Source organism: Rhodococcus sp. 27YEA6, assembly GCF_044908235.1.
Taxonomy (GTDB): domain Bacteria; phylum Actinomycetota; class Actinomycetes; order Mycobacteriales; family Mycobacteriaceae; genus Rhodococcus_F; species Rhodococcus_F qingshengii.
The window spans coordinates 488,575-507,612 of record NZ_JBIYCY010000004.1 but is presented as its reverse complement, the minus strand read 5'-3'; the positions used below and the strand labels follow the sequence as shown (position 1 = coordinate 507,612).

The 19,038-nt window shown below is 63.6% G+C and carries 19 protein-coding genes; 10 read left to right on the top strand and 9 right to left on the bottom strand.

Annotation, left to right across the window (positions count from 1 at the left end):
- Positions 1-133 precede the first annotated feature (133 nt).
- Positions 134-2,092, bottom strand: a complete 1,959-nt coding sequence (locus ABH939_RS15015; protein WP_003944557.1) for a glycoside hydrolase family 15 protein — start codon at positions 2,090-2,092, stop codon at positions 134-136.
- 82 nt (positions 2,093-2,174) lie between these two features.
- On the opposite strand from ABH939_RS15015, the gene ABH939_RS15010 reads away from it, so the two are divergent.
- The 6 genes from ABH939_RS15010 (at position 2,175) to ABH939_RS14985 (ending at position 6,527) form a co-directional block, all read left to right on the top strand.
- The gene (locus tag ABH939_RS15010; protein ID WP_003944489.1) at positions 2,175-2,381 is read left to right on the top strand and encodes a hypothetical protein; all 207 of its coding nucleotides are present in this window, start codon (positions 2,175-2,177) and stop codon (positions 2,379-2,381) included.
- Between the two features lie 123 nt (positions 2,382-2,504).
- Complete coding sequence (locus ABH939_RS15005) at positions 2,505-2,594, top strand: Ms4533A family Cys-rich leader peptide (RefSeq protein ID WP_309599318.1); 90 nt, start codon at positions 2,505-2,507, stop codon at positions 2,592-2,594.
- 196 nt (positions 2,595-2,790) lie between these two features.
- Positions 2,791-3,822, top strand: a complete 1,032-nt coding sequence (locus ABH939_RS15000) for a sulfate ABC transporter substrate-binding protein (RefSeq protein ID WP_003944569.1) — start codon at positions 2,791-2,793, stop codon at positions 3,820-3,822.
- A 7-nt stretch (positions 3,823-3,829) separates the two neighbouring features.
- A complete protein-coding gene (gene cysT, locus ABH939_RS14995) occupies positions 3,830-4,678 on the top strand; it encodes a sulfate ABC transporter permease subunit CysT (protein WP_030536617.1) in 849 nt (282 codons plus the stop codon).
- Positions 4,675-5,481 (top strand): sulfate ABC transporter permease subunit CysW, encoded by an 807-nt coding sequence (gene cysW, locus ABH939_RS14990; RefSeq protein WP_003944503.1) that lies wholly within the window; start codon positions 4,675-4,677, stop codon positions 5,479-5,481. The genes cysT and cysW overlap by 4 nt, the downstream gene beginning before the upstream one ends.
- On the top strand, positions 5,478-6,527 hold the full coding sequence (locus tag ABH939_RS14985; RefSeq protein ID WP_030536616.1) for a sulfate/molybdate ABC transporter ATP-binding protein: 1,050 nt from the start codon (positions 5,478-5,480) through the stop codon (positions 6,525-6,527). Before cysW ends, ABH939_RS14985 begins: the two co-directional genes overlap by 4 nt.
- Before the next feature lie 125 nt (positions 6,528-6,652).
- On the opposite strand, the gene ABH939_RS14980 is transcribed toward ABH939_RS14985, so the two are convergent.
- The 7 genes from ABH939_RS14980 to ABH939_RS14950 all read right to left on the bottom strand — a co-directional run bounded on the left by ABH939_RS14980 (position 6,653) and on the right by ABH939_RS14950 (position 13,891).
- Positions 6,653-7,549, bottom strand: a complete 897-nt coding sequence (locus ABH939_RS14980) for a universal stress protein (protein WP_003944544.1) — start codon at positions 7,547-7,549, stop codon at positions 6,653-6,655.
- Between the two features lie 55 nt (positions 7,550-7,604).
- The gene (locus ABH939_RS14975; protein WP_042450193.1) at positions 7,605-8,381 is read right to left on the bottom strand and encodes a DUF998 domain-containing protein; all 777 of its coding nucleotides are present in this window, start codon (positions 8,379-8,381) and stop codon (positions 7,605-7,607) included.
- A gap of 94 nt (positions 8,382-8,475) precedes the next feature.
- Positions 8,476-9,231 (bottom strand): sirohydrochlorin chelatase, encoded by a 756-nt coding sequence (locus tag ABH939_RS14970; RefSeq protein WP_404649751.1) that lies wholly within the window; start codon positions 9,229-9,231, stop codon positions 8,476-8,478.
- 4 nt (positions 9,232-9,235) lie between these two features.
- Positions 9,236-10,522: a sulfate adenylyltransferase subunit 1 gene (locus tag ABH939_RS14965; protein ID WP_020969973.1), complete on the bottom strand. Its 1,287-nt coding sequence runs from the start codon at positions 10,520-10,522 to the stop codon at positions 9,236-9,238.
- On the bottom strand, positions 10,522-11,457 hold the full coding sequence (gene cysD / locus ABH939_RS14960) for a sulfate adenylyltransferase subunit CysD (protein WP_007731054.1): 936 nt from the start codon (positions 11,455-11,457) through the stop codon (positions 10,522-10,524). Before cysD ends, ABH939_RS14965 begins: the two co-directional genes overlap by 1 nt.
- Positions 11,454-12,167 (bottom strand): phosphoadenylyl-sulfate reductase, encoded by a 714-nt coding sequence (locus ABH939_RS14955; RefSeq protein ID WP_192712960.1) that lies wholly within the window; start codon positions 12,165-12,167, stop codon positions 11,454-11,456. Before ABH939_RS14955 ends, cysD begins: the two co-directional genes overlap by 4 nt.
- A complete protein-coding gene (locus tag ABH939_RS14950; protein WP_063316224.1) occupies positions 12,164-13,891 on the bottom strand; it encodes a nitrite/sulfite reductase in 1,728 nt (575 codons plus the stop codon). Before ABH939_RS14950 ends, ABH939_RS14955 begins: the two co-directional genes overlap by 4 nt.
- Positions 13,892-14,393: 502 nt before the next feature.
- Between ABH939_RS14950 and hemW the strand changes: the two genes are divergently transcribed.
- Positions 14,394-15,620: a radical SAM family heme chaperone HemW gene (gene hemW, locus ABH939_RS14945; RefSeq protein WP_042450186.1), complete on the top strand. Its 1,227-nt coding sequence runs from the start codon at positions 14,394-14,396 to the stop codon at positions 15,618-15,620.
- A gap of 35 nt (positions 15,621-15,655) precedes the next feature.
- Entirely contained in the window at positions 15,656-16,276 is a 621-nt protein-coding gene (locus ABH939_RS14940) for a hypothetical protein (RefSeq protein WP_404649750.1), read from the top strand.
- Between the two features lie 3 nt (positions 16,277-16,279).
- On the opposite strand, the gene ABH939_RS14935 is transcribed toward ABH939_RS14940, so the two are convergent.
- A complete protein-coding gene (locus tag ABH939_RS14935) occupies positions 16,280-16,603 on the bottom strand; it encodes a type II toxin-antitoxin system VapB family antitoxin (RefSeq protein WP_003944521.1) in 324 nt (107 codons plus the stop codon).
- 157 nt (positions 16,604-16,760) lie between these two features.
- Here ABH939_RS14935 and hrcA point away from each other — a divergent pair, with 157 nt between their 5' ends.
- Positions 16,761-17,804 carry a heat-inducible transcriptional repressor HrcA gene (gene hrcA / locus ABH939_RS14930; RefSeq protein WP_003944583.1) on the top strand — a complete coding sequence of 348 codons (1,044 nt, stop codon included), beginning with the start codon at positions 16,761-16,763 and terminating at the stop codon, positions 17,802-17,804.
- An 80-nt stretch (positions 17,805-17,884) separates the two neighbouring features.
- The gene (gene dnaJ / locus ABH939_RS14925) at positions 17,885-19,036 is read left to right on the top strand and encodes a molecular chaperone DnaJ (RefSeq protein WP_003944460.1); all 1,152 of its coding nucleotides are present in this window, start codon (positions 17,885-17,887) and stop codon (positions 19,034-19,036) included.
- The last annotated feature ends 2 nt before the right edge of the window (positions 19,037-19,038 follow it).

Genomic DNA, 19,038 nt, shown 5'->3' with positions numbered 1-19,038 from the left:
AAACTCCCTGGGCGGTGTTCCGGTTATTCCCCCGCCTCATCACACCCCGCGCCCGGTCGCGGGGGGGGGGCCATCCACGTGCTTGGCGCCTTTATTAACCGCGGGCGGTTAATAAAGGCGCACAGCAGGGGGTCTAGGTCGCGTTGTGCGCGGGCTGGAAAGCTCCGGCTTCGGCAGCTTCCTCGGCGCGGATCACGTGGACCACGGCGTTGATCAGCGCCAGGTGTGTGAACGCCTGCGGGAAGTTACCCAGATGGCGACCGGTGTGCGCGTCGATCTCCTCCGCGTACAGCTTGAGCGGGCTCGCGAACCCGAGCAGACGCTCGCAGAGATGCTTTGCCCGATCCAGTTCGCCGATCTCGACGAGGGCGGAGACGAGCCAGAAGGAGCAGATGGTGAACGTGCCCTCTTCTCCGCTCAATCCGTCGTCGGTGGTGTCGACGCGATAGCGCAGGACCAACCCCTCTTCGGTGAGCTCGTCGGCGATCGCCAGCACCGTCGCCCGGATGCGCGGATCGTCGGCCGGCAGGAAGCGCAGCAGCGGTGCCAACAAGAGCGACGCGTCGAGTGAATCGTGGCCGTACCGCTGTGTCAGAACTCCGCGCGAGTCGACACCGTGCGCGAGGATGTCGGCCTTGATCTCGTCCGCGATGGCCGTCCATTGCTGTGCAAAGCTCTTCTCGCCCTGCATCTCTGCCAGCTTGGCGCCGCGATCGAGTGCGACCCAGCACATGATCTTCGACGACGTGAAATGCTGCGGTTCACCGCGCACCTCCCAGATCCCGCGGTCGGGTTGACGCCAGTGCTTGATCGCTTCCTCGACCTGCTTCTTGAGCAGCGGCCACAGCGCTTCGGGGACACGCTCGCGGGTACGGATGTGGAGGTACACCGAGTCGAGCATGGTGCCCCAGATGTCGTGCTGCTGTTGATCGAACGCCCCGTTGCCGATACGCACCGGACGGGCGCCGTCGTAGCCGGACAGATGGTTGAGTTCGGATTCCTCGAGTGTGCGCTCGCCGCCGATGCCGTACATCACCTGCAAGGGATGCGGCTGACCGTTGTCCGAACTCGACACGTCGTAGATGAAGTTGAAGAAGTCGTTGGCCTCACGGTCCAACCCGAGCGTGTAAAGGCCCCACAGTGCGAAGGTGGAGTCGCGAACCCACGCGTAGCGGTAGTCCCAGTTGCGTTCTCCGCCTGGTGTTTCCGGTAGCGAGGTCGTCGAAGCCGCAAGCAGGGCTCCGGTCGGTGCGTAGGTGAGCCCCTTGAGTGTGAGCGCACTGCGCTGTAGGTATCCGCGCCACGGGTGATCGGGGAACTTGCCGATCGTCACCCACTCACGCCAGGACTTGGACGTCTGCCACATCTTGTCGGCGGCCTCGTCGAACGTCTGCGGCGCGGGAAGATCCGACCACGAGAGCGCGACGTACACGTTGTCGCCTTCGACCAGTCGCGTCCGGGCCCGTGCCTCACGACCTTCCAGACCCAGTCGGAGATCGGTGGTCAAGCGCAGAGTGGGATGGTCGCCGGGCTTGGCGGAGCGACACGTTGCCGTTGCTTCCTCGTAGACCTTGCCGGTGTACTCCCAATTCGCCGTGCCACGGTGATAGTCGAACGCGGGCTCACAGCTCATCTCGAGTTCGACGGTGCCGCTGACGCATTTGACCGTACGGAGAAGGGTGTGTTCGGCATCCCAGTCGGTCGGTGTGCGCTTGTGCGTGTTCGATCGCTTGTCGACGTTGTGCCAGGGGCCGAGAACCAGGGCGTCGCGGACGACGAGCCAGCCGGTCTCGGTCTGCCAGGTGGTCTCGAGAATGAGTCCACCCGGCAGATAGCGCCGAGCGGCCGGCACGTTCTGGCCGTAGGGGCCGATACGGAAATGGCCTGCGCTGCGGTCGAGGATGGCACCGAACACGCTGGGGGAGTCCGGGCGGGGAACGCACATCCACTCGACAGATCCGTTACGGGCAATCAGGCACGAGGTTTCGCAATCGGAAAGAAACGCATAGTCGTCGATCGGGGGAAAGTTGCTTCGATGGTGACCCGTGGAGGCGGGAGGAATCGTCTGCACCACTTCGTCGTCAGCACTCATTCGGCCATCATCCGGCCAGAATCGGCACACGTCCAATCCACACGCTGTCGGGACCGTATCGTCCGAAGGATAGGGTGTTGGCGTGGATCGGATTGCGGATTGGTGGGACAGCTTCGAGCTGTGGATGGCCGGGCTCCCGTTCATCCCGCAGGTCGCGTTGGTCCTGATCGTCGTCGTTCCGCTGTGCCGCCTGGTGGCCATCGGTCTGGATCGCGCGTTGGCCGCCGTTCTCGCTCTGCCGCTCTTCGGCTGGTTGCGTAGGAATTCTCGAGAAGTAGAGGAAAGCTGATGCCCCGCTCACGGGTCACTCTCGCCCTGATAGCCCTGATTCTCCTCGTGATCGTCGCGTGGCTTCTCACCCGTTAGTTCTCCCGATTAGAGCGGGCGCCGGTGCTCTGCTAAAGTCCACCGCGTGTCCGAAGCAACAGCTCCCGTAATCCGCCACCAGTTGGCGTTGATTGCTGTCGGCATGCTCGACGTCGCTGACGTCGCCTGTTGTTGATTTCCTGAGTTCGACCTCTCCGGTGGTGCTGCGCACCCCACTCGAACTTCTCTGCGCGTAACTCGCGCCCCCGATTCAGGGCTCATCGCCCGTCGGCTCTCCATGTCTGAACATCCCGATGGAATCAGCCCCAGAGGTCTCGGACTTGTCGTTTGACCAACCCTCGTTTGTCAGTCCTTTCAGGAAGGTATCTGCAATGAAACGCCGTTCCCGCACACTTCTCACTGCTATCGCGACCATGGGGGCCGTGGTACTCACAGCGTGCAGTGGTGGCTCGAGCGACACCGTGGGTGGTGACAGCGCCGCCAGCGACGGTAGCGCCGGCACGATCAACCTGTTCGCCTACGCCGTGCCGAAGCCTGGCTTCGACAAGCTCACCGCAGCCTTCCAGGCGACCGACGAGGGCAAGAACGTCAACTTCAATCCTTCCTACGGCGCCTCGGGCGACCAGTCGCGCAAGGTGAAGGACGGCGCCGAGGCAGACTTCGTCAACTTCTCCGTCGAGCCCGACATCACCCGCCTGGTCGATGCCGGTCTGGTCGATCAGAACTGGAACCAGGACGCCTACAACGGAATTCCGTTCGGATCGGTAGTCACCATCGTGACGCGTCCGGGGAACCCGAAGGGCATCAAGGACTGGGACGACCTGCTTCAGCCCGGCCTCGAGGTCGTCACGCCGAACCCGTTCAGCTCCGGCTCGGCCAAGTGGAACCTCTTGGCGCCGTACGCCGCCAAGAGCGACGGTGGCAAGAACCCGCAGGCGGGGCTCGACTACGTCACCGCCTTGGTCAACGATCACGTCAAGATCCAGCCCAAGTCGGGACGCGAGGCTTCGGAAGCCTTCCTGCAGGGCAGCGGTGACGTTCTGATCAGCTACGAGAATGAAGCACTGTTCATCGAAGGCAACGGCGACCCGGTCGAGCACGTCACCCCGCCCACGACCTTCAAGATCGAGAACCCCGTTGCCGTGATCTCGAACAGCAAGGTCCTCGACAAGGCGACCGCGTTCAAGGACTACCTGTACACGACCGAGGGTCAGACGCTCTGGGCCGAAGCAGGATTCCGTCCCGTTGATCCCGCCGTCGCTGCCAAGTTCACCGACAAGTTCCCCGAGCCGACCAAGCTGTGGACCATTGCAGACCTCGGCGGCTGGAAGGCCGTGGACAGTGCTCTGTTCACCAAGGACACCGGTTCGATCGCAGTGATCTACGACAACGCGACCAAGTAAGACTGACGTGACTGACACTATTGACCCCACCCCCGTGGCTCGTCGGCGAAAACTCGCGCGGGTCACGGGGAGTGTGGGGCCGCTCGGAATCGGAGTGGCCACCCTGTGGCTCTCCGTCATCGTTCTGCTTCCGCTCGCCGCGTTGACCGCCACCGCGTTCGACGAGGGGATCTCCGGATTCTGGGACGCCGTCACCGCACCCGTCGCCTTGGCGTCGTTGCGCGTGACGTTGTTGGTCTCGGTGATCGTGGCATTGATCAACGTCGTAATGGGCACGATCATCGCGTGGGTGCTGGTCCGGGACGACTTCCCGGGCAAGCGCATCGTCAACTCGATGATCGATCTGCCGTTCGCGCTACCGACCATCGTGGCATCGATCGTGCTGCTGTCCCTCTACGGCCCGCAGTCACCGATCGACATCCATCTCAATGCAACTCAGCCCGGACTGATCGTGGCATTGGCCTTCGTGACCTTGCCGTTCGTCGTCCGTTCCGTGCAGCCGGTGCTGATGGAGGTCGACCGCGAAGTCGAGGAAGCCGCTGCGTCGTTGGGAGCTTCCAACTGGACGATCTTTCGCTCGGTTGTTCTCCCGACGTTGGCGCCTGCCGTCATCTCCGGTGCGGGCCTCGCGTTCGCCAGAGCGATCGGTGAATACGGCTCGGTCGTTCTGATCGGCGGCAACATCCCACGCGTGACACAGATGACGTCGCAGTACATTCAGCAGCAGATCGAGATCGATCGTCCGACCAACGCCGCTGCCGTCTCGGTAGCGTTGCTGGCCATCGCATTCGTGACGCTGTTCGTCCTGCGAATCTTCGCATCGCGGGGACAGCGACGTGAGGAGAGTTCCCGATGAACGTGTCCAGAGGATCGAAGATCGGTCTGCGGACCATCGCTCTCGTCTACCTGTTCGTGTTGCTGGTCGTGCCGATCGGTGTGATCCTGACGCGAACGTTCGAGAACGGAATCGGCCCGTTTCTCGAATCGATCACGACACCGGCAGCGATCTCCGCGTTGAATCTTTCGCTGATCATCGTGGCGATCGTAGTCCCGATCAACGTCGTGTTCGGTGTGGTCACCGCTCTGGCACTCGTGCGTGGTCGGTTCCCGGGCCGCGGAGTTCTGCAGTCGGTGGTCGACCTGCCCTTCGCAGTCTCGCCCGTCGTCGTCGGTGTGTCCTTGATTCTTCTGTGGGGTGCCAACGGTTGGTTCGGAGGCATCGAATCGTTGGGGTTCAAGGTCATCTTCGGGTTGCCAGGCATGGTGATCGCGACGATTTTCGTGACGCTGCCCTTCGTCGTCCGGGAAGTCGAACCCGTACTTCACGAGATCGGCGACGAGCAGGAACAAGCGGCCGCGACGCTCGGTGCCTCGGGCTGGCAGACGTTCTGGCGGATCACCTTGCCCGCGATCCGTTGGGGCCTGACGTACGGAATCGTGTTGACGGTGGCGCGTTCGCTCGGTGAATTCGGCGCAGTCATCATGGTCTCTTCCGGCTTCCCGGGGGTATCCCAGACACTGACGTTGCTGGTGCACTCGCGATACATCGACGACCACAACACCTTTGGTGCGTATTCGGCGGCAACGCTGCTGATGGGCATCGCCATCATTGTCCTGTTGCTGATGACGCTGCTGGACCGTAAGAGGAGCACCACATGATCACAGTGACCGGGGCCCGCAAGAACTACGGTGATTTCGCGGCGCTCGACGACGTGACGGTCAACATTCCCTCGGGTTCGTTGACGGCATTGCTCGGGCCCAGTGGCTCGGGAAAGTCGACGTTGCTGCGTTCGATCGCAGGGCTCGAAGAACTCGATTCGGGAACCATCACTATCGCAGGCAAGGACGTCACCGGCGTGTCGCCGCAGAAGCGTGACATCGGTTTCGTGTTCCAGCACTACGCAGCGTTCAAGCACATGACGGTGCGAGACAACGTGGCGTTCGGGCTCAAGATCCGCAAGCGCCCGAAGCCGGAGATCGAGAAGAAGGTCAACGAACTACTGGGGATCGTCGGCCTCGACGGCTTTCAGCATCGGTACCCCGCGCAGCTGTCCGGTGGTCAACGCCAGCGCATGGCGTTGGCGCGCGCTCTGGCGGTGGATCCGCAGGTGCTCCTGCTCGACGAGCCCTTCGGCGCCCTCGACGCGAAGGTCCGTGCCGACCTGCGCACGTGGTTGCGTCGCCTGCATGACGAGGTGCACGTCACCACCGTCCTGGTCACACACGACCAGGAAGAGGCTCTCGACGTCGCCGACCGCATCGCGGTGCTGAACAAGGGGCGGATCGAGCAGATCGGTGAACCTGCCGACCTGTACGACCGCCCGTCCAACGACTTCGTGATGTCCTTCCTCGGATCCGTCGCGAAGCTCAACGGGCAGTTGGTCCGTCCGCATGACATCCGTCTCGGCCGCGATCCGAGCATGGCTCTCGCTCAGGAGTCCGGAACGGCCGAGTCCCTCGGCGTCACACGCGCAACCGTCGAGCGCGTCGTGTATCTCGGCTTCGAGGTTCGAGTCGACCTGCGCAACGAGGCAACCGGTGAGTTGTTCTCGGCTCAGGTCACCCGCGGTGACAGTGCAGCGCTGCACCTCGAGGCGGGGGAGACGGTCTACGCCCGGGCTACCCGGGTGCCGGATCTGCCGGAGACTCCGGTGGTGACGCCGGAGCAGGAGCCGGTGACGGTGAGCGTCGTCGGCCAGGTATGACCCGCTAGCCCTGTTCGACCTGTTGTACCCCCACTCCTGTTTGAGCGAACGGCACTTTCGGACTCCTGATGGCGCCGAAAGTGCCGTTCGCTCAGAGTTGGGGGCCGGGCAACAGCGAGACGAGTTCAGCCCTCTCGGCAGACGAGGACCGGGCATTGGGCGTGGTGGATGAGGCTCTGACTGGTCGAACCGACTATCGACGCCATGAACGGGCTGCGGCCGTGGCTACCGACGACTACGAGTTGGGCTTCCGCCGAGTGCTCGAGCAGTGCCTTCATCGGTCCGCTGCGCTGGACACTGCGGGTGACCTCGACATCGGGGTACTTCTCCGTCCAGCCGGCGAGGCACTCGGACAGCAGTGCATGCTCATGCTGTTCGTACGGTCCCCAGTCGACGAAGCGCCTGGCTTCGGAATACCCGCCCAGCGAGGCGTGCTCGTTCCACGTGTGGACCGCAACCAAAGGTGCGCCGAGGAACGCGGCAAACTCGAAGGCATGCGCGACGGCGAGTTCGCTGAGCTTGCTCCCGTCGACGCCGACGACGATGGGCCTGGTGTCGGCCATCGCGTGATCACCCGTACCGCGGAATACGGCCACGGGACAGTGCGCGCGGTTGACCACCCGAATGGTGTCGGATCCGAGAAACACGGACTGCATTTCGCTGGTGCCGGCCTGACCCAGTGCAACGATGCGAGCCGACTTCGAGAGTTCGACGAGTGTGGTTGCGGGAGTACCGGTCACGAGGCCACGTTCGACGGTGACGTCGGTGTGATCATCGCGGATGGCGTCCTCGGCCTCGTCGAGCAATTTTGCACCCTCGACGCGAAGGTGGTGGTCGAACATCTCTTCGTCGGTGACGTTGGTACCGCCACCGGACTCGGGTTGTCCTGGCAGCACGTGGGTCAGGCGAAGTGGTTCGTCGAATCTCTTTGCAGCCGAAGCTGCCCACCTCGCGGCGTTGACCGCGCTTGCCGAGCCGTCGATACCGGCCACGATTCCGTGTCGAACAGATGCACTGGTCATGGAAGTCTCCTCGCGTCGCCTCCCTACCAGTGTGTCCCTGGTCACCCCGGGTTCGCTACAAACTCGTCAGCTTCCGCGGTGCGAGAACGTCGGTAGGCACTGCCGCGCGAGATCGACGCGGGCGCAACGACAACAGAGCGGTGATGAATCCGTTACCGGACAGTGTCAGTTCCACGTTCTTCAACACGGTTCGGCGCATCAACGCGAGCAGGGCCGCGACGCCGGTGACGGCCATCCACATAGGCAGCGGGTACAGCGTCAGGCGTTCACCAAGGCCGAAAGTGAGGGTTCGTCCGAGAAGCAGTACGGCACCGACGATTCCGGTAGCCGCGCACAGCCCTGACCACACTGCGATCCATTTGCTGTGCTTCCAGAATTGAATTGCCATGAGGACGAGAACGGCATGACGTGCGACGAAGCCGGGAAGTACGGCGGTCCAATGAACGAAGGTCCCGTCGTTCGCCGGGAAGAGGCCGGTGGCCGCGGTGCTCAATGCAACGACGACGGCAAGACCGAGAATCCACTTCTTCGCACGACCGTCCGGAATGTACTTGTGCAGCAAGGCCGCACCGAGGATGGTGAGCGCACCGAGGATCATGAAGGCCGCGTTCATCACGTCGTGCATCGGCGAACATGAATCCACGCTGCATGTCGTCACGCCCAGCGAACTGATGGAGTCGCGCGCGAAGCTGTACGGCGTCTTCCATGCTCCGGCTGTGAAGATTTCGACAAGCAGGTAGAGCACCGACAGGACCCATGCGATGCCGGCTGTGCCGAGGCGAAGATTGTGAGTGATGGTGTTCCCTCTCGCGGCGCTCTGAGGGGATTGCACCCAAAGATCTGTTTCGCAGGCGAAGGAGGTACCTTCGCGAGCTGGACAGATCCAACACTACGGTAACAATCTGATAACGGCCTGTGAAACCGGATCAGGCGGAGCGGACCAGACGGCCGGGTAGTGCATCAGCGACTTGTCGGTAACGGTCGATCATCGTTTCGATCAGTAGAGAGTGCCCACCGATCGTGTCGGCGAAACGCGCGCGCGGACATGCAGTTGCTGCGGCAGCGCTGAGTCGATCGGTCAGTAGGCCGGGAGCCAAGAACCACGGCGCGACGACAACACGTTCGGCGCCGTCCTGCTCGAGTGCGGAGATCGCCTGGGCAACTGTCGGTTCCGCGGATGTCGCGAAACAGATTCGAACGCCCGACCAGTTGGTTCCGCCGAGGAGAGTGGACGCCAATTCTGCGGTCGCGGCATTGGCGCGCGCATCGAACGAGCCGACTGCCGCAAGAGCGACACCGACCGACGGATCGTCCGGCCGGGCACCCGCTTCGAGAATTCGCTCGCGTACTGCCTCGATCAGCCGAGCATCGCGACCCAGTACGTCTGCTTGGAACACGGTCAACTGGGGGTGGCGTGTCGCGGCAGCGGCCAAGAGTCCGGGCAGATCTACCCGGGCGTGGAAGGCATTGCCCAGCAGCATCGGAACAACAACGGCGCGAGTGTGGCCGTCGTGTGCAACCCCGTCCAGGACCTGATCGATGGACGGTGCATTGAGGTCGAGAAACGCCAGCCGGACATCGAGGTCTGGCCGGACTTCACGAAGAGCTGCCACAGCAGCCGCGATCACCCGAGCAGAACGGGGATCACGGCTACCGTGCGCAACAGCGATGAGCGGAACCATCGACTTAGACGCGCTCGCCCAATTCGACAGCGGAAATGACGTCGCCCACCAGGCCGGCTGCGAGAGTGTTTCCACCAGCGGGATCGATCAGCAGGAAGCTGCCGGTGTGGCGGTTGACGGCGTAGTCGTCAGCCACGATCGGCTCGGCCACCCGGATGGAGATCTTGCCGATCTCGTTGAGCTCGAGAGTGTCCGGGCCCTGATCCGTGGTGAGGTCCTGCTCGTTGAAGCGTTCCACCAAACTGCCCACGATGGCCTGCGTCGTTCGCGTGCCGTGCTTGAGCAGCAGACGTGCACCGGGGCGCAGCGACTTCTCGGCCAGCCAGCAGACAGTGGCGTCGAATTCGCCGATCGGCTCGGGTGCGTCGGACGGCGATGCGATGGTGTCGCCGCGAGAGACGTCGACGTCGTCGGCCAGGATCAGCGTGACGCTGCGTCCGGCGTGGGCGACGTCCAGTTCGCCGTCGGCCGTGTCGATACGTGTGACGGTGGTGCGCGTACCCGAGGGCAGGATCACCACTTCGTCGCCGGGCACGACGGAACCTGCAGCGACCTGACCGGCGTAGCCGCGGTAGTCGAGGAACTCTGCGGTGCGGGGGCGGATCACGTACTGCACCGGGAAACGCAGACCGACGCGATGTGGCTCGGCGTCGACCGGAATCGACTCGAGGTGCTCGATCAGCGTGGGGCCGGTGTAGTACGGGGTCTTGTCGGAGCGGATGGCGACGTTGTCACCGTGCAGTGCCGACACCGGGATCTCGACGACGTCTTCGCTTGCCCAGCCAAGTGAGCTGGTGAGTTCGTTGAACTCGGCGGAGATCGAGGTGAAGACCTCTTCGGGGTTCTCGACGAGGTCGATCTTGTTCACGGCGAGAACGAGCTTCGGGACACCGAGCAACGCGAGAACCGCTGCGTGCCTGCGAGTCTGCGCGATGACGCCCTTGCGAGCATCGACCAGCAGGATCACGAGCTGAGCCGTCGAGGCACCGGAGACAGTGTTGCGGGTGTACTGCACGTGGCCCGGTGTATCGGCGAGCACGAAGGTGCGCTTGGGGGTCGCGAAGTAGCGGTACGCCACGTCGATGGTGATGCCCTGCTCACGCTCGGCGCGCAGTCCGTCCACCAGGAGCGAGAGGTCAGGGGTGTCGAGACCGCGGTCCACCGACGCACGGGTCACGGCGTCGATCTGGTCGGCGAGAACGGATTTCGTGTCGTACAACAGGCGGCCCACGAGGGTGGACTTTCCGTCGTCGACGCTGCCGGCAGTTGCCAGTCTGAGCAGATCGCTCATCAGAAGTAGCCCTCTCGCTTGCGGTCTTCCATGGCCGCTTCGGAAACTCGGTCGTCGCCACGGGTCGCGCCGCGCTCGGTCAAACGTGATGCCGCAACCTCGGCGAGGATCGCTTCGTTGTCGGCCGCATCGGAGAGAACAGCACCGGTGGTCGAACCGTCGCCGACGGTGCGGTATCGCACCGAAAGGGTCTGCAGCTCTTCGCCGTCAGCCGGCCCACCCCAGACTCCGGGGGTCATCCACATGCCGTCGCGCTGGTACACCGGACGCTGGTGGGCGTAGTAGATGCTGGCGAGCTCGACGTTGTCGCGGGCGATGTAACGCCAGATGTCCAGCTCGGTGAAGTTGCTGAGCGGGAAGACGCGTACCTGCTCGCCGGGGGAGTGGCGACCGTTGTACAGGTTCCACAGCTCCGGGCGCTGCTTCTTGGGATCCCACTGTCCGAAAGCGTTGCGCAGCGAGAAGATCCGCTCCTTGGCGCGGGCCCGCTCCTCGTCGCGGCGAGCGCCGCCGAAGACGGCGTCGAAACGGTTCTCCGAGATCGCGTCCAGCAACGGCACGGTCTGCAGCGGGTTGCGGATACCGTCGGGGCGCTCGGTGAGGCGACCGTCCGCGATGTACTCCTCGACGCTGGCCACGTGCAGGCGCAGGTTGTACTTGGCTACCACGTGGTCGCGGAAGTCGAGGACTTCCTGCAGGTTGTGGCCGGTGTCGACGTGCAGCAGGGTGAACGGCAGCGGCGCAGGCCAGAAGGCCTTGATCGCCAGATGCAGCAGCACCGTGGAATCCTTACCGCCCGAGAAGAGAATGACCGGGCGTTCGAATTCGCCGGCTACCTCTCGGAAGATGTGGATCGCTTCGGACTCGAGGGCGTCGAGAGTATCGAACTGTGTGCCGTCGAGCTGAGGCCGTGAAGGTGTCAAGTCAACTGTCATGATGCGTGCAACCCGCATTCTGTCTTGGAGGCACCGGCCCAACGACCGCTACGCGGATCGCTGCCGGGGGCTGGCTTGCTGGTGCAGGGTGCGCAGCCGATGGACGGATATCCCTCGTCGACAAGGGGATTGACGAGGATGGAATTGGTGTCGATGTAGTTCTGCATCTCCTCGTCCGACCAGGGAGCGATCGGGTTGATCTTCACGAGTCCGAAGGCTTCGTCGAAGGAGATCAGGGGAGCGTTGGCGCGGGTGGGCGCTTCGACGCGGCGGATGCCGGTCACCCACGCGCTGTACCCGGACAGTGTCTGCTTGAGCGGCGCGACTTTGCGTAGTGCGCAGCAGCGGTTGGGATCACGGGCGAACAGATCCTTGCCCTCGGCGACATCCTGCTCGGCGACGCTTGCCAGCGCACGAGCGTTGATGACGTTGACGCCGTACACCTGCTCGACCGCGTCACGCGTGCCGATGGTTTCGGGGAAGTGATAGCCGGTGTCGAGGAAGAGTACGTCGACGCCCGGATGAACTTGTGCGGCAAGGTGAACCAGCACTCCATCCTGCATGTTCGACGCCACGATGTACGAGTCGCCGAACGTGTCCTCGGTCCACTGCAACAGTTCCTGCGCGGTGGCTCCGTCGAGTTCTACTGCACCGCGCTCGGCGATGGCCCGAAGCTCGTCGGCAGTTGCTCGCGAAATGTCCACTGTCATCGCAAATCTCCTTCGTCTGCGCGCACTGCCCATTCGGCGAACCGTTCACCTTCGTTGCGGTTCTTGACGAACTGACGTACGACGCGGTCGATGTAGTCACCCATCTCGACGCTGGTGACCTTGTGCTGGCGCAGCTTGCGTCCGAAGGCGCTGTCGAATCCGAGGCTGCCTCCCAGATGAACCTGGAAACCCTCGACTTGATTCCCCTCACCGTCGTCGACGAGTTGGCCCTTGAAGCCGATGTCGGCGATCTGCGAGCGAGCGCAGGAGTTGGGGCAACCGTTGATGTTGATGGTGATCGGCACGTCGAGCTGGCTGTTGATGTCGGCAAGACGCTGTTCGAGTTCGGGCACGAGCACCTGCGAACGCTTGCGGGTCTCGGCGAACGAGAGCTTGCAGAACTCGATGCCGGAGCAGGCCATCAGGTTCTTGCGCCAGTGCGACGGACGGGCGGGAAGACCCAGCGCGTCGAGATCGGCGATGAGCGGCTCGAGCGTCTCGTCGGCGACGTCGAGGATGATCAGCTTCTGGTACGGAGTGAAGCGGATCCGGTCGCTGCCGGCCTTCTCGGCGGCGTCGGCGACCTGAGCCAGGATGTCTCCCGAGACGCGGCCGGCGATCGGAGCGAAACCGACTGCGTTGTGGCCGTTGCGGGTCTTCTGGATACCGACGTGATCGATCGGGCGCTTGGGCTTCTCGGGCGCGGGGCCGTCGATGAGCGGACGCTTCAGGTACTCGGTCTCGAGAACCTCGCGGAACTTCTCGATACCCCAGTCCTTGACGAGGAACTTGAGCCTGGCCTTCGCGCGCAGACGGCGGTAGCCGTAGTCACGGAAGATCGAGACGACGCCCTCCCAGACATCGGGGACCTCGTCGAGCGGAATCCAGGCGCCGACGCGCTGCGCCAGCATCGGGTTGGTGGACAGTCCGCCGCCGACCCAGAGGTCGAGGCCCGGGCCGTGCTCGGGGTGGTTCACGCCGATGAAGGCGATGTCGTTGATCTCGTGAACGACGTCCTGCTGGCCGGAGATGGCGGTCTTGAACTTGCGCGGCAGGTTGGAGTACTTGGGGTCGCCGATGTAGCGGCGCACGATCTCGTCGATCGCCGGGGTGGGATCGAGGACCTCGTCGAGCGATTCGCCGGCCAGGGGAGAACCGAGGACGACGCGGGGGCAGTCACCGCACGCTTCGGTGGTCTTGAGTCCGACGGCTTCGAGGCGCTTCCAGATCTCCGGAACGTTCTCGACCTCGATCCAGTGGAACTGGACGTTTTCGCGGTCGGACAGGTCGGCGGTGTTCCGGCCGAATTCCTTCGAGATGCCGGCGATGGTGCGCAGCTGCTCGACGTTGAGAGCGCCGGCGTCGCAACGCACGCGCATCATGAAGTACTTGGCCTCGAGCAGGTCGATGTTCTCGTCGCCGGTGAAGGTGCCGTCGTAGCCTTCTTCGCGCTGGGTGTAGAGACCCCACCAGCGGAAGCGGCCGCGAAGGTCGCCCTTGTCGATGCTGTCGAAGCCCTGCTTGGAGTAGATGTTCTCGATGCGGGCCCGAACGTTGAGCGGGTTGTCGTCCTTCTTGGCCTGCTCGTTGGCGTTGAGAGGCTCGCGGTAACCGAGGGCCCACTGACCTTCGGCGCGACGCTTGGCGGGACGCGCAGCGCGTGCAGGCCGGGCTTCGGCAGCTGCCGAATCGGCGGGTGTGGCGGCGTCGGTGGTCGACGTCATCGATGAACTCCTGGATCTGGGCGGTTGATCGGCACGCGGCACGCACTATCGATGAACTGTGGCGGTGTCTGATCGGGACGCACCGGTCCGTGTCGGAAATCGAGGGGGCTGTCCTCGGTCTCGGAAAGCTCGCGGCCGGCAGGTGTGCTCACGAAAACGAACAGCTGGAGAAGCTGCGTCCCTGAAAAGGCATGTCTCTGCAGAGAGTGTTTCGGTGAAGCAGATGGAGATGAGCGGGAAAGGCTGGAAGATCAGTGAAAGATCAACAGCTACACAGGTGCAGACACGACGAGCTGCACACACGCTTGAAGTCGACATGGCGACGCGCCACAAGTCGCACTCCGAGTCCGGTCATGCGGACCATTGTGCCACGTCAACTCGATAATTCCGACTCGGGCGCATATTTCCACGAAAAACGGGGGAAATATCGAGTTCAAGCCATACGCCGACCTGCATCGCAGGCTGAATAGGTGTGCGTTCCGGATGCTGGGACACTGGAGGTGTGAATGCCACCAGCACGACTCCCACTCGACAGAGCGAGGCGACGCCCTTCGCCTTGCCCGCGCGATCGCTCGAGGGTGTCGGGAAACGGCCGTTCGGGATCTACATCCACGTCCCGTTCTGTGCCACCAGGTGTGGGTACTGCGATTTCAACACCTACACGGCCGGTGAGCTCGGAACCTCGGCGTCGCCGCAGTCGTGGCTGGAGGGTCTGCGGCGCGAACTCGATCTCGCGGCCGAGATGACGGGCGCCCCGGCGGCGGAGACGGTGTTCGTGGGCGGTGGAACGCCGTCGCTGCTCGGTGGCGACGGATTGTCCGACGTGCTGTCGGCGGTGCGGAGCAGCTTCGGCTTGGCGTCCGGCGCCGAAGTGACCACGGAATCGAACCCCGAATCGACGTCGCCGGAGTTCTTCGGTGCTCTCCGCAGTGCGGGATTCACCCGGATTTCCCTCGGCATGCAGTCGGCCGCCCAGCACGTTCTGAAGATCCTCGACCGCACCCACACTCCCGGTCGCGCCGTCGCTGCCGCGAAAGAGGCTCGCGCAGCTGGTTTTTCGCACGTGAACTTGGATTTGATCTATGGAACGCCAGGGGAGCGCGATCAAGATCTGGACGCCTCTCTCGATGCGGTTCTCTCCGCCGATGTCGATCACGTCTCGGCCTACGCGTTGATCGTCGAGGACGGCACCGCCATGGCTCGCAAGGTCAGGCGCGGCGAGCTGCCCGCGCCGGACGACGATGTGCTGGCCTCGCGGTACGAACGAATCGATTCACGCCTGTCCGAGGCAGGCTTGCGGTGGTACGAGGTCTCCAACTGGGCAAAGGCGGAAACCGCGGACTCCGGTGACACCCGGTGTCGTCACAACCTCGGCTACTGGGACGGTGGTGACTGGTGGGGTGCCGGTCCGGGCGCGCACAGTCACGTCGGCGGAGTGCGGTGGTGGAACGTCAAGCACCCGGCGCGGTACGCGGAACAGTTGGCGCTCGGTGAACTTCCCGTCGGCGGCAGCGAAGAACTGACCGCCGAGGACGAACACATGGAGCGCGTCATGTTGACCGCGCGGTTGCGTACGGGACTTCCGTTATCGGAACTGTCTGCATCCGAACGTCTTTCGGCCGAACAGGTGGTAGTCGACGGGTTGGCCGTGATCGAGAACGATCACGTGGTTCTCACCGACCGTGGTCGCCTGCTCGCTGATGCGGTGATTCGCACGATCCTGACCTGACGCGCAACCATCCTTCGCCGCGTAATGTGGCCGTGGTGGCCATCATTCATCGTGCGCAGCTGAATCCGTCCAAGAACGACCTGCTCCGAGCGTGGGTGCCCAAGCAGCCGTGGCTCGGGTCGGTCGACTGTTCGACGCTCGAACGCGTCGACGCCTATCGTTTCGACGACCCGGACGGCGAGGTCGGAATCGAGACGCACCTGATGCGCTCTGCCGACGGTCGAATTCTTCAGGTCCCGCTCACTTATCGAGGTGCTCCGCTGGCCGGGGCGGACGCCGCACTGATCGCAACCATGGATCATTCGGTGCTGGGCGAGCGGTGGGTGTACGACGCATGCTGTGATCCGGTCTACGTCAGCGCGGTGGCGACCGCGATTCTGACCGGTGGGGCCGGAGTCGAACTGGTCTTCGCGGACACCGCCGATCGCATCCCCGTGACAGCTCACGTAGTTGGCAGCGGTACGGCCCGCGCTTCCGTACCGGCAGTCGAATCGGTGACCTGCTCGACAGTCGGCACCGACACGATCATCAGCGCGGGAGATCTGGAACTGTCTGTGGCGAGAGTGATCGACGCAGATCGAGTCTCGGACTCGGAGACGCTCACCGGAACCTGGCCGGGGCAAACGACACCTGCGTTGCTCGTGACTATCGCCTGAGCGTCAGCGGACTCCCTCGATGACACCGGGCATCGCGTCGAAGTCGAAGACACGCGCGTGCAGCACGACGCGGTTTCGCAGGGCCGAACGAACCGCTCGGTGCAGACCGTCCTCGAGGTAGAGAGTGCCGCGCCACTGCACTGCGTGCGGGAACAGATCGCCGTAGAAGGTCGAGTCCTCCGACAGCAGGCGATCGAGTTCGAGGACCTTCGTGGTGGTCACGATCTCGTCGAGTCGAACCTGACGTGGAGGGAACTTCGACCAGTCGCGTAGAGACAGTCCGTGATCGGGATACGGTTTGCCGTCCATCACGCCTTTGAAGATCATGTGCCGCCTTGTCCATGGTTGTGCGATCGACCTTTCGCCGATCTCACTCCACAGTAAGGGCAACAGCCGTCTCTGGCGCTCGGGCGATTAGACTGCCAGTGGAAACCGATGTGTAAATGTCGGTGTTCGTTCTTTTCAGGAAACGGAGGTGGCAACGATGTCGAGTACCGACGACAGGCGTTTCGAGGTCTTACGTGCAATCGTGGCCGATTACGTCTCCACCCAGGACCCGGTGGGATCCAAGGCACTGGTCGAGCGTCACAACCTCGGAGTGTCGAGCGCCACTGTGCGCAACGACATGGCATTCCTCGAGGCCGAGGGCTACATCGCCCAACCGCACACCAGTTCCGGCCGCGTCCCCACCGACAAGGGATACCGCGAATTCGTCGATCGCATCGCCGACGTCAAGCCCATGTCCGGGCCCGAGCGTCGAGCGATCCTCGAGTTCTTGGAGTCGGGTGTCGATCTCGACGACGTTCTGCGTCGTGGTGTGCGGCTGCTCGCGCAACTGACCCGTCAGGTCGCGGTTGTCCAGTACCCGTCGCTGTCCGCGTCGTCGGTTCGCCACCTCGAGGTGGTCGCGTTGACGCCGGCGCGCCTGCTTCTCGTTCTCATCACCGATTCCGGCCGCGTCGATCAGCGAATCGTCGAACTCGGAGACGTCCTCGAAGACGAAGACCTTTCCCGGTTGCGCACGCTTCTCGGCGGAGCACTGGAAGGCAAGCGCCTGGCCGCCGCGTCGATTGCCGTGGCGGAACTGGCTGACGAGTCTCCGGCCGACCTTCGCGACGCCGTGATCCGCTCGGCAACGGTTCTGGTCGAGACCCTGGTCGAACATCCGGAAGATCGTCTCGTTCTGGGCGGAACCTCGAATCTCACGCGCAACGCCGCCGATTTCTCCGGTCTGGCCGGCTTCCCCGGTTCGCTGCGCGCAGTGCTCGAAGCACTGGAAGAGCAGGTAGTGGTCCTCAAACTGCTCGCTGCGACGCAGAACTCCGGCACGGTCACCGTTCAGATCGGTGAAGAGACGCAGGTCGAACAGATGCGCGGAACCTCTGTGATTTCGACTGGCTACGGCGCGGCCGGTACCGTTTTCGGTGGTGTCGGTGTGCTCGGACCCACTCGGATGGACTATCCGGGAACAATTGCATCGGTTGCCGCCGTTGCCAGATACATCGGCGAAGTTCTCTCCGAGCGATGAAGGACGTCGACATTCGTCGGCACGCCTCTTCGCGAGGACTGAGGAAAACCTAGAAGTAAGAGAAGGACGAGAGACTCAACGTGGCACGGGATTACTACGGATTGCTCGGCGTCGACAAGAACGCGACAGACCAGGAGCTCAAGCGCGCTTACCGCAAGCTGGCACGCGAACTGCACCCGGACGTCAACCCTGACGAGGCGGCGCAGGCCAAGTTCAAGGAGATCTCGACAGCCTACGAGGTCCTGACCGACCCGGAGAAGCGTCGCATCGTCGATCTCGGCGGAGACCCGCTCGAGTCCGGTGGTGGCGGCGGTGGTGGCTTCGGCGGCGGATTCGGTGGCGGCGGCCTCGGCGACGTCTTCGAAGCATTCTTCGGCGGCGGTGGCGGCGCAGGTCGTGGGCCGCGCGGTCGCGTTCAGCCCGGAGCCGACTCGTTGCTTCGCACCAAGCTGACCCTCGCAGAATGTGCGACGGGAGTCAGCAAGCACGTGACCGTCGAGACGGCCATTCTGTGCGACAGCTGCACCGGAGCCGGAACCAACGGCGACTCCAAGCCTGTCCGCTGTGAGACCTGCAACGGTGCCGGCGAAGTTCAATCCATCCAGCGCTCGTTCCTCGGTCAGGTCATGACCTCGCGTCCCTGCCCGACGTGCCGCGGTGCCGGTGAGACCATCCCGGATCCCTGCCACAAGTGTGGCGGCGACGGCCGAGTTCGGGCCAAGCGTGACATCACCGTGAAGGTTCCCGCGGGCGTCGCCGGTGGCATGCGCATCCGTTTGACCGCGCAGGGTGAAGTGGGCCCGGGCGGCGGACACCCCGGCGACCTCTACGTCGAGATCGTCGAGCAGCAGCACGATGTCTTCGTTCGAGACGGTGAAGACCTGCACTGCACGATCCGCGTTCCGATGGTCGACGCAGCGCTCGGTACGACTGTCACCGTCGACACCATCATCGACGGCCCCAAGGAAATCACCATCGAGCCAGGCACCCAGCCCGGACACGTTGCTGTTCTTCGCGGTCATGGCATGCCGAAACTGCGGTCGGGAGTGCGCGGCGACGTGCACGCTCACCTCGAGGTGGTCATCCCGAGCCGTCTCGATCACAAGCAGTCCAAGCTGCTCAAGGAATTCAAGCTGCTCCGCGATCGTGACGAGGCCGAGGTTGTCTCGACGGCCTCGCAGAACAGCGGTGGATTGTTCTCGCGTCTTCGCGAAGCATTCAGCGGCCGCTGACG

Excerpts from the sequence above, each read along its gene's own strand:
- ABH939_RS15015 (WP_003944557.1), bottom strand. The coding sequence starts at position 2,092 with ATGAGTGCTGACGACGAAGTGGTGCAGACGATTCCTCCCGCCTCCACG.
- ABH939_RS14985 (WP_030536616.1), top strand. The coding sequence starts at position 5,478 with ATGATCACAGTGACCGGGGCCCGCAAGAACTACGGTGATTTCGCGGCG.
- cysD (WP_007731054.1), bottom strand. The coding sequence starts at position 11,457 with ATGACAGTTGACTTGACACCTTCACGGCCTCAGCTCGACGGCACACAG.
- hrcA (WP_003944583.1), top strand. The coding sequence starts at position 16,761 with ATGTCGAGTACCGACGACAGGCGTTTCGAGGTCTTACGTGCAATCGTG.
- ABH939_RS14950 (WP_063316224.1), bottom strand. The coding sequence starts at position 13,891 with ATGACGTCGACCACCGACGCCGCCACACCCGCCGATTCGGCAGCTGCC.
- ABH939_RS14935 (WP_003944521.1), bottom strand. The coding sequence starts at position 16,603 with ATGATCTTCAAAGGCGTGATGGACGGCAAACCGTATCCCGATCACGGA.
- ABH939_RS14955 (WP_192712960.1), bottom strand. The coding sequence starts at position 12,167 with ATGACAGTGGACATTTCGCGAGCAACTGCCGACGAGCTTCGGGCCATC.
- ABH939_RS14980 (WP_003944544.1), bottom strand. The coding sequence starts at position 7,549 with ATGACCAGTGCATCTGTTCGACACGGAATCGTGGCCGGTATCGACGGC.
- cysW (WP_003944503.1), top strand. The coding sequence starts at position 4,675 with ATGAACGTGTCCAGAGGATCGAAGATCGGTCTGCGGACCATCGCTCTC.
- ABH939_RS14970 (WP_404649751.1), bottom strand. The coding sequence starts at position 9,231 with ATGGTTCCGCTCATCGCTGTTGCGCACGGTAGCCGTGATCCCCGTTCT.
- ABH939_RS14965 (WP_020969973.1), bottom strand. The coding sequence starts at position 10,522 with ATGAGCGATCTGCTCAGACTGGCAACTGCCGGCAGCGTCGACGACGGA.
- ABH939_RS15000 (WP_003944569.1), top strand. The coding sequence starts at position 2,791 with ATGAAACGCCGTTCCCGCACACTTCTCACTGCTATCGCGACCATGGGG.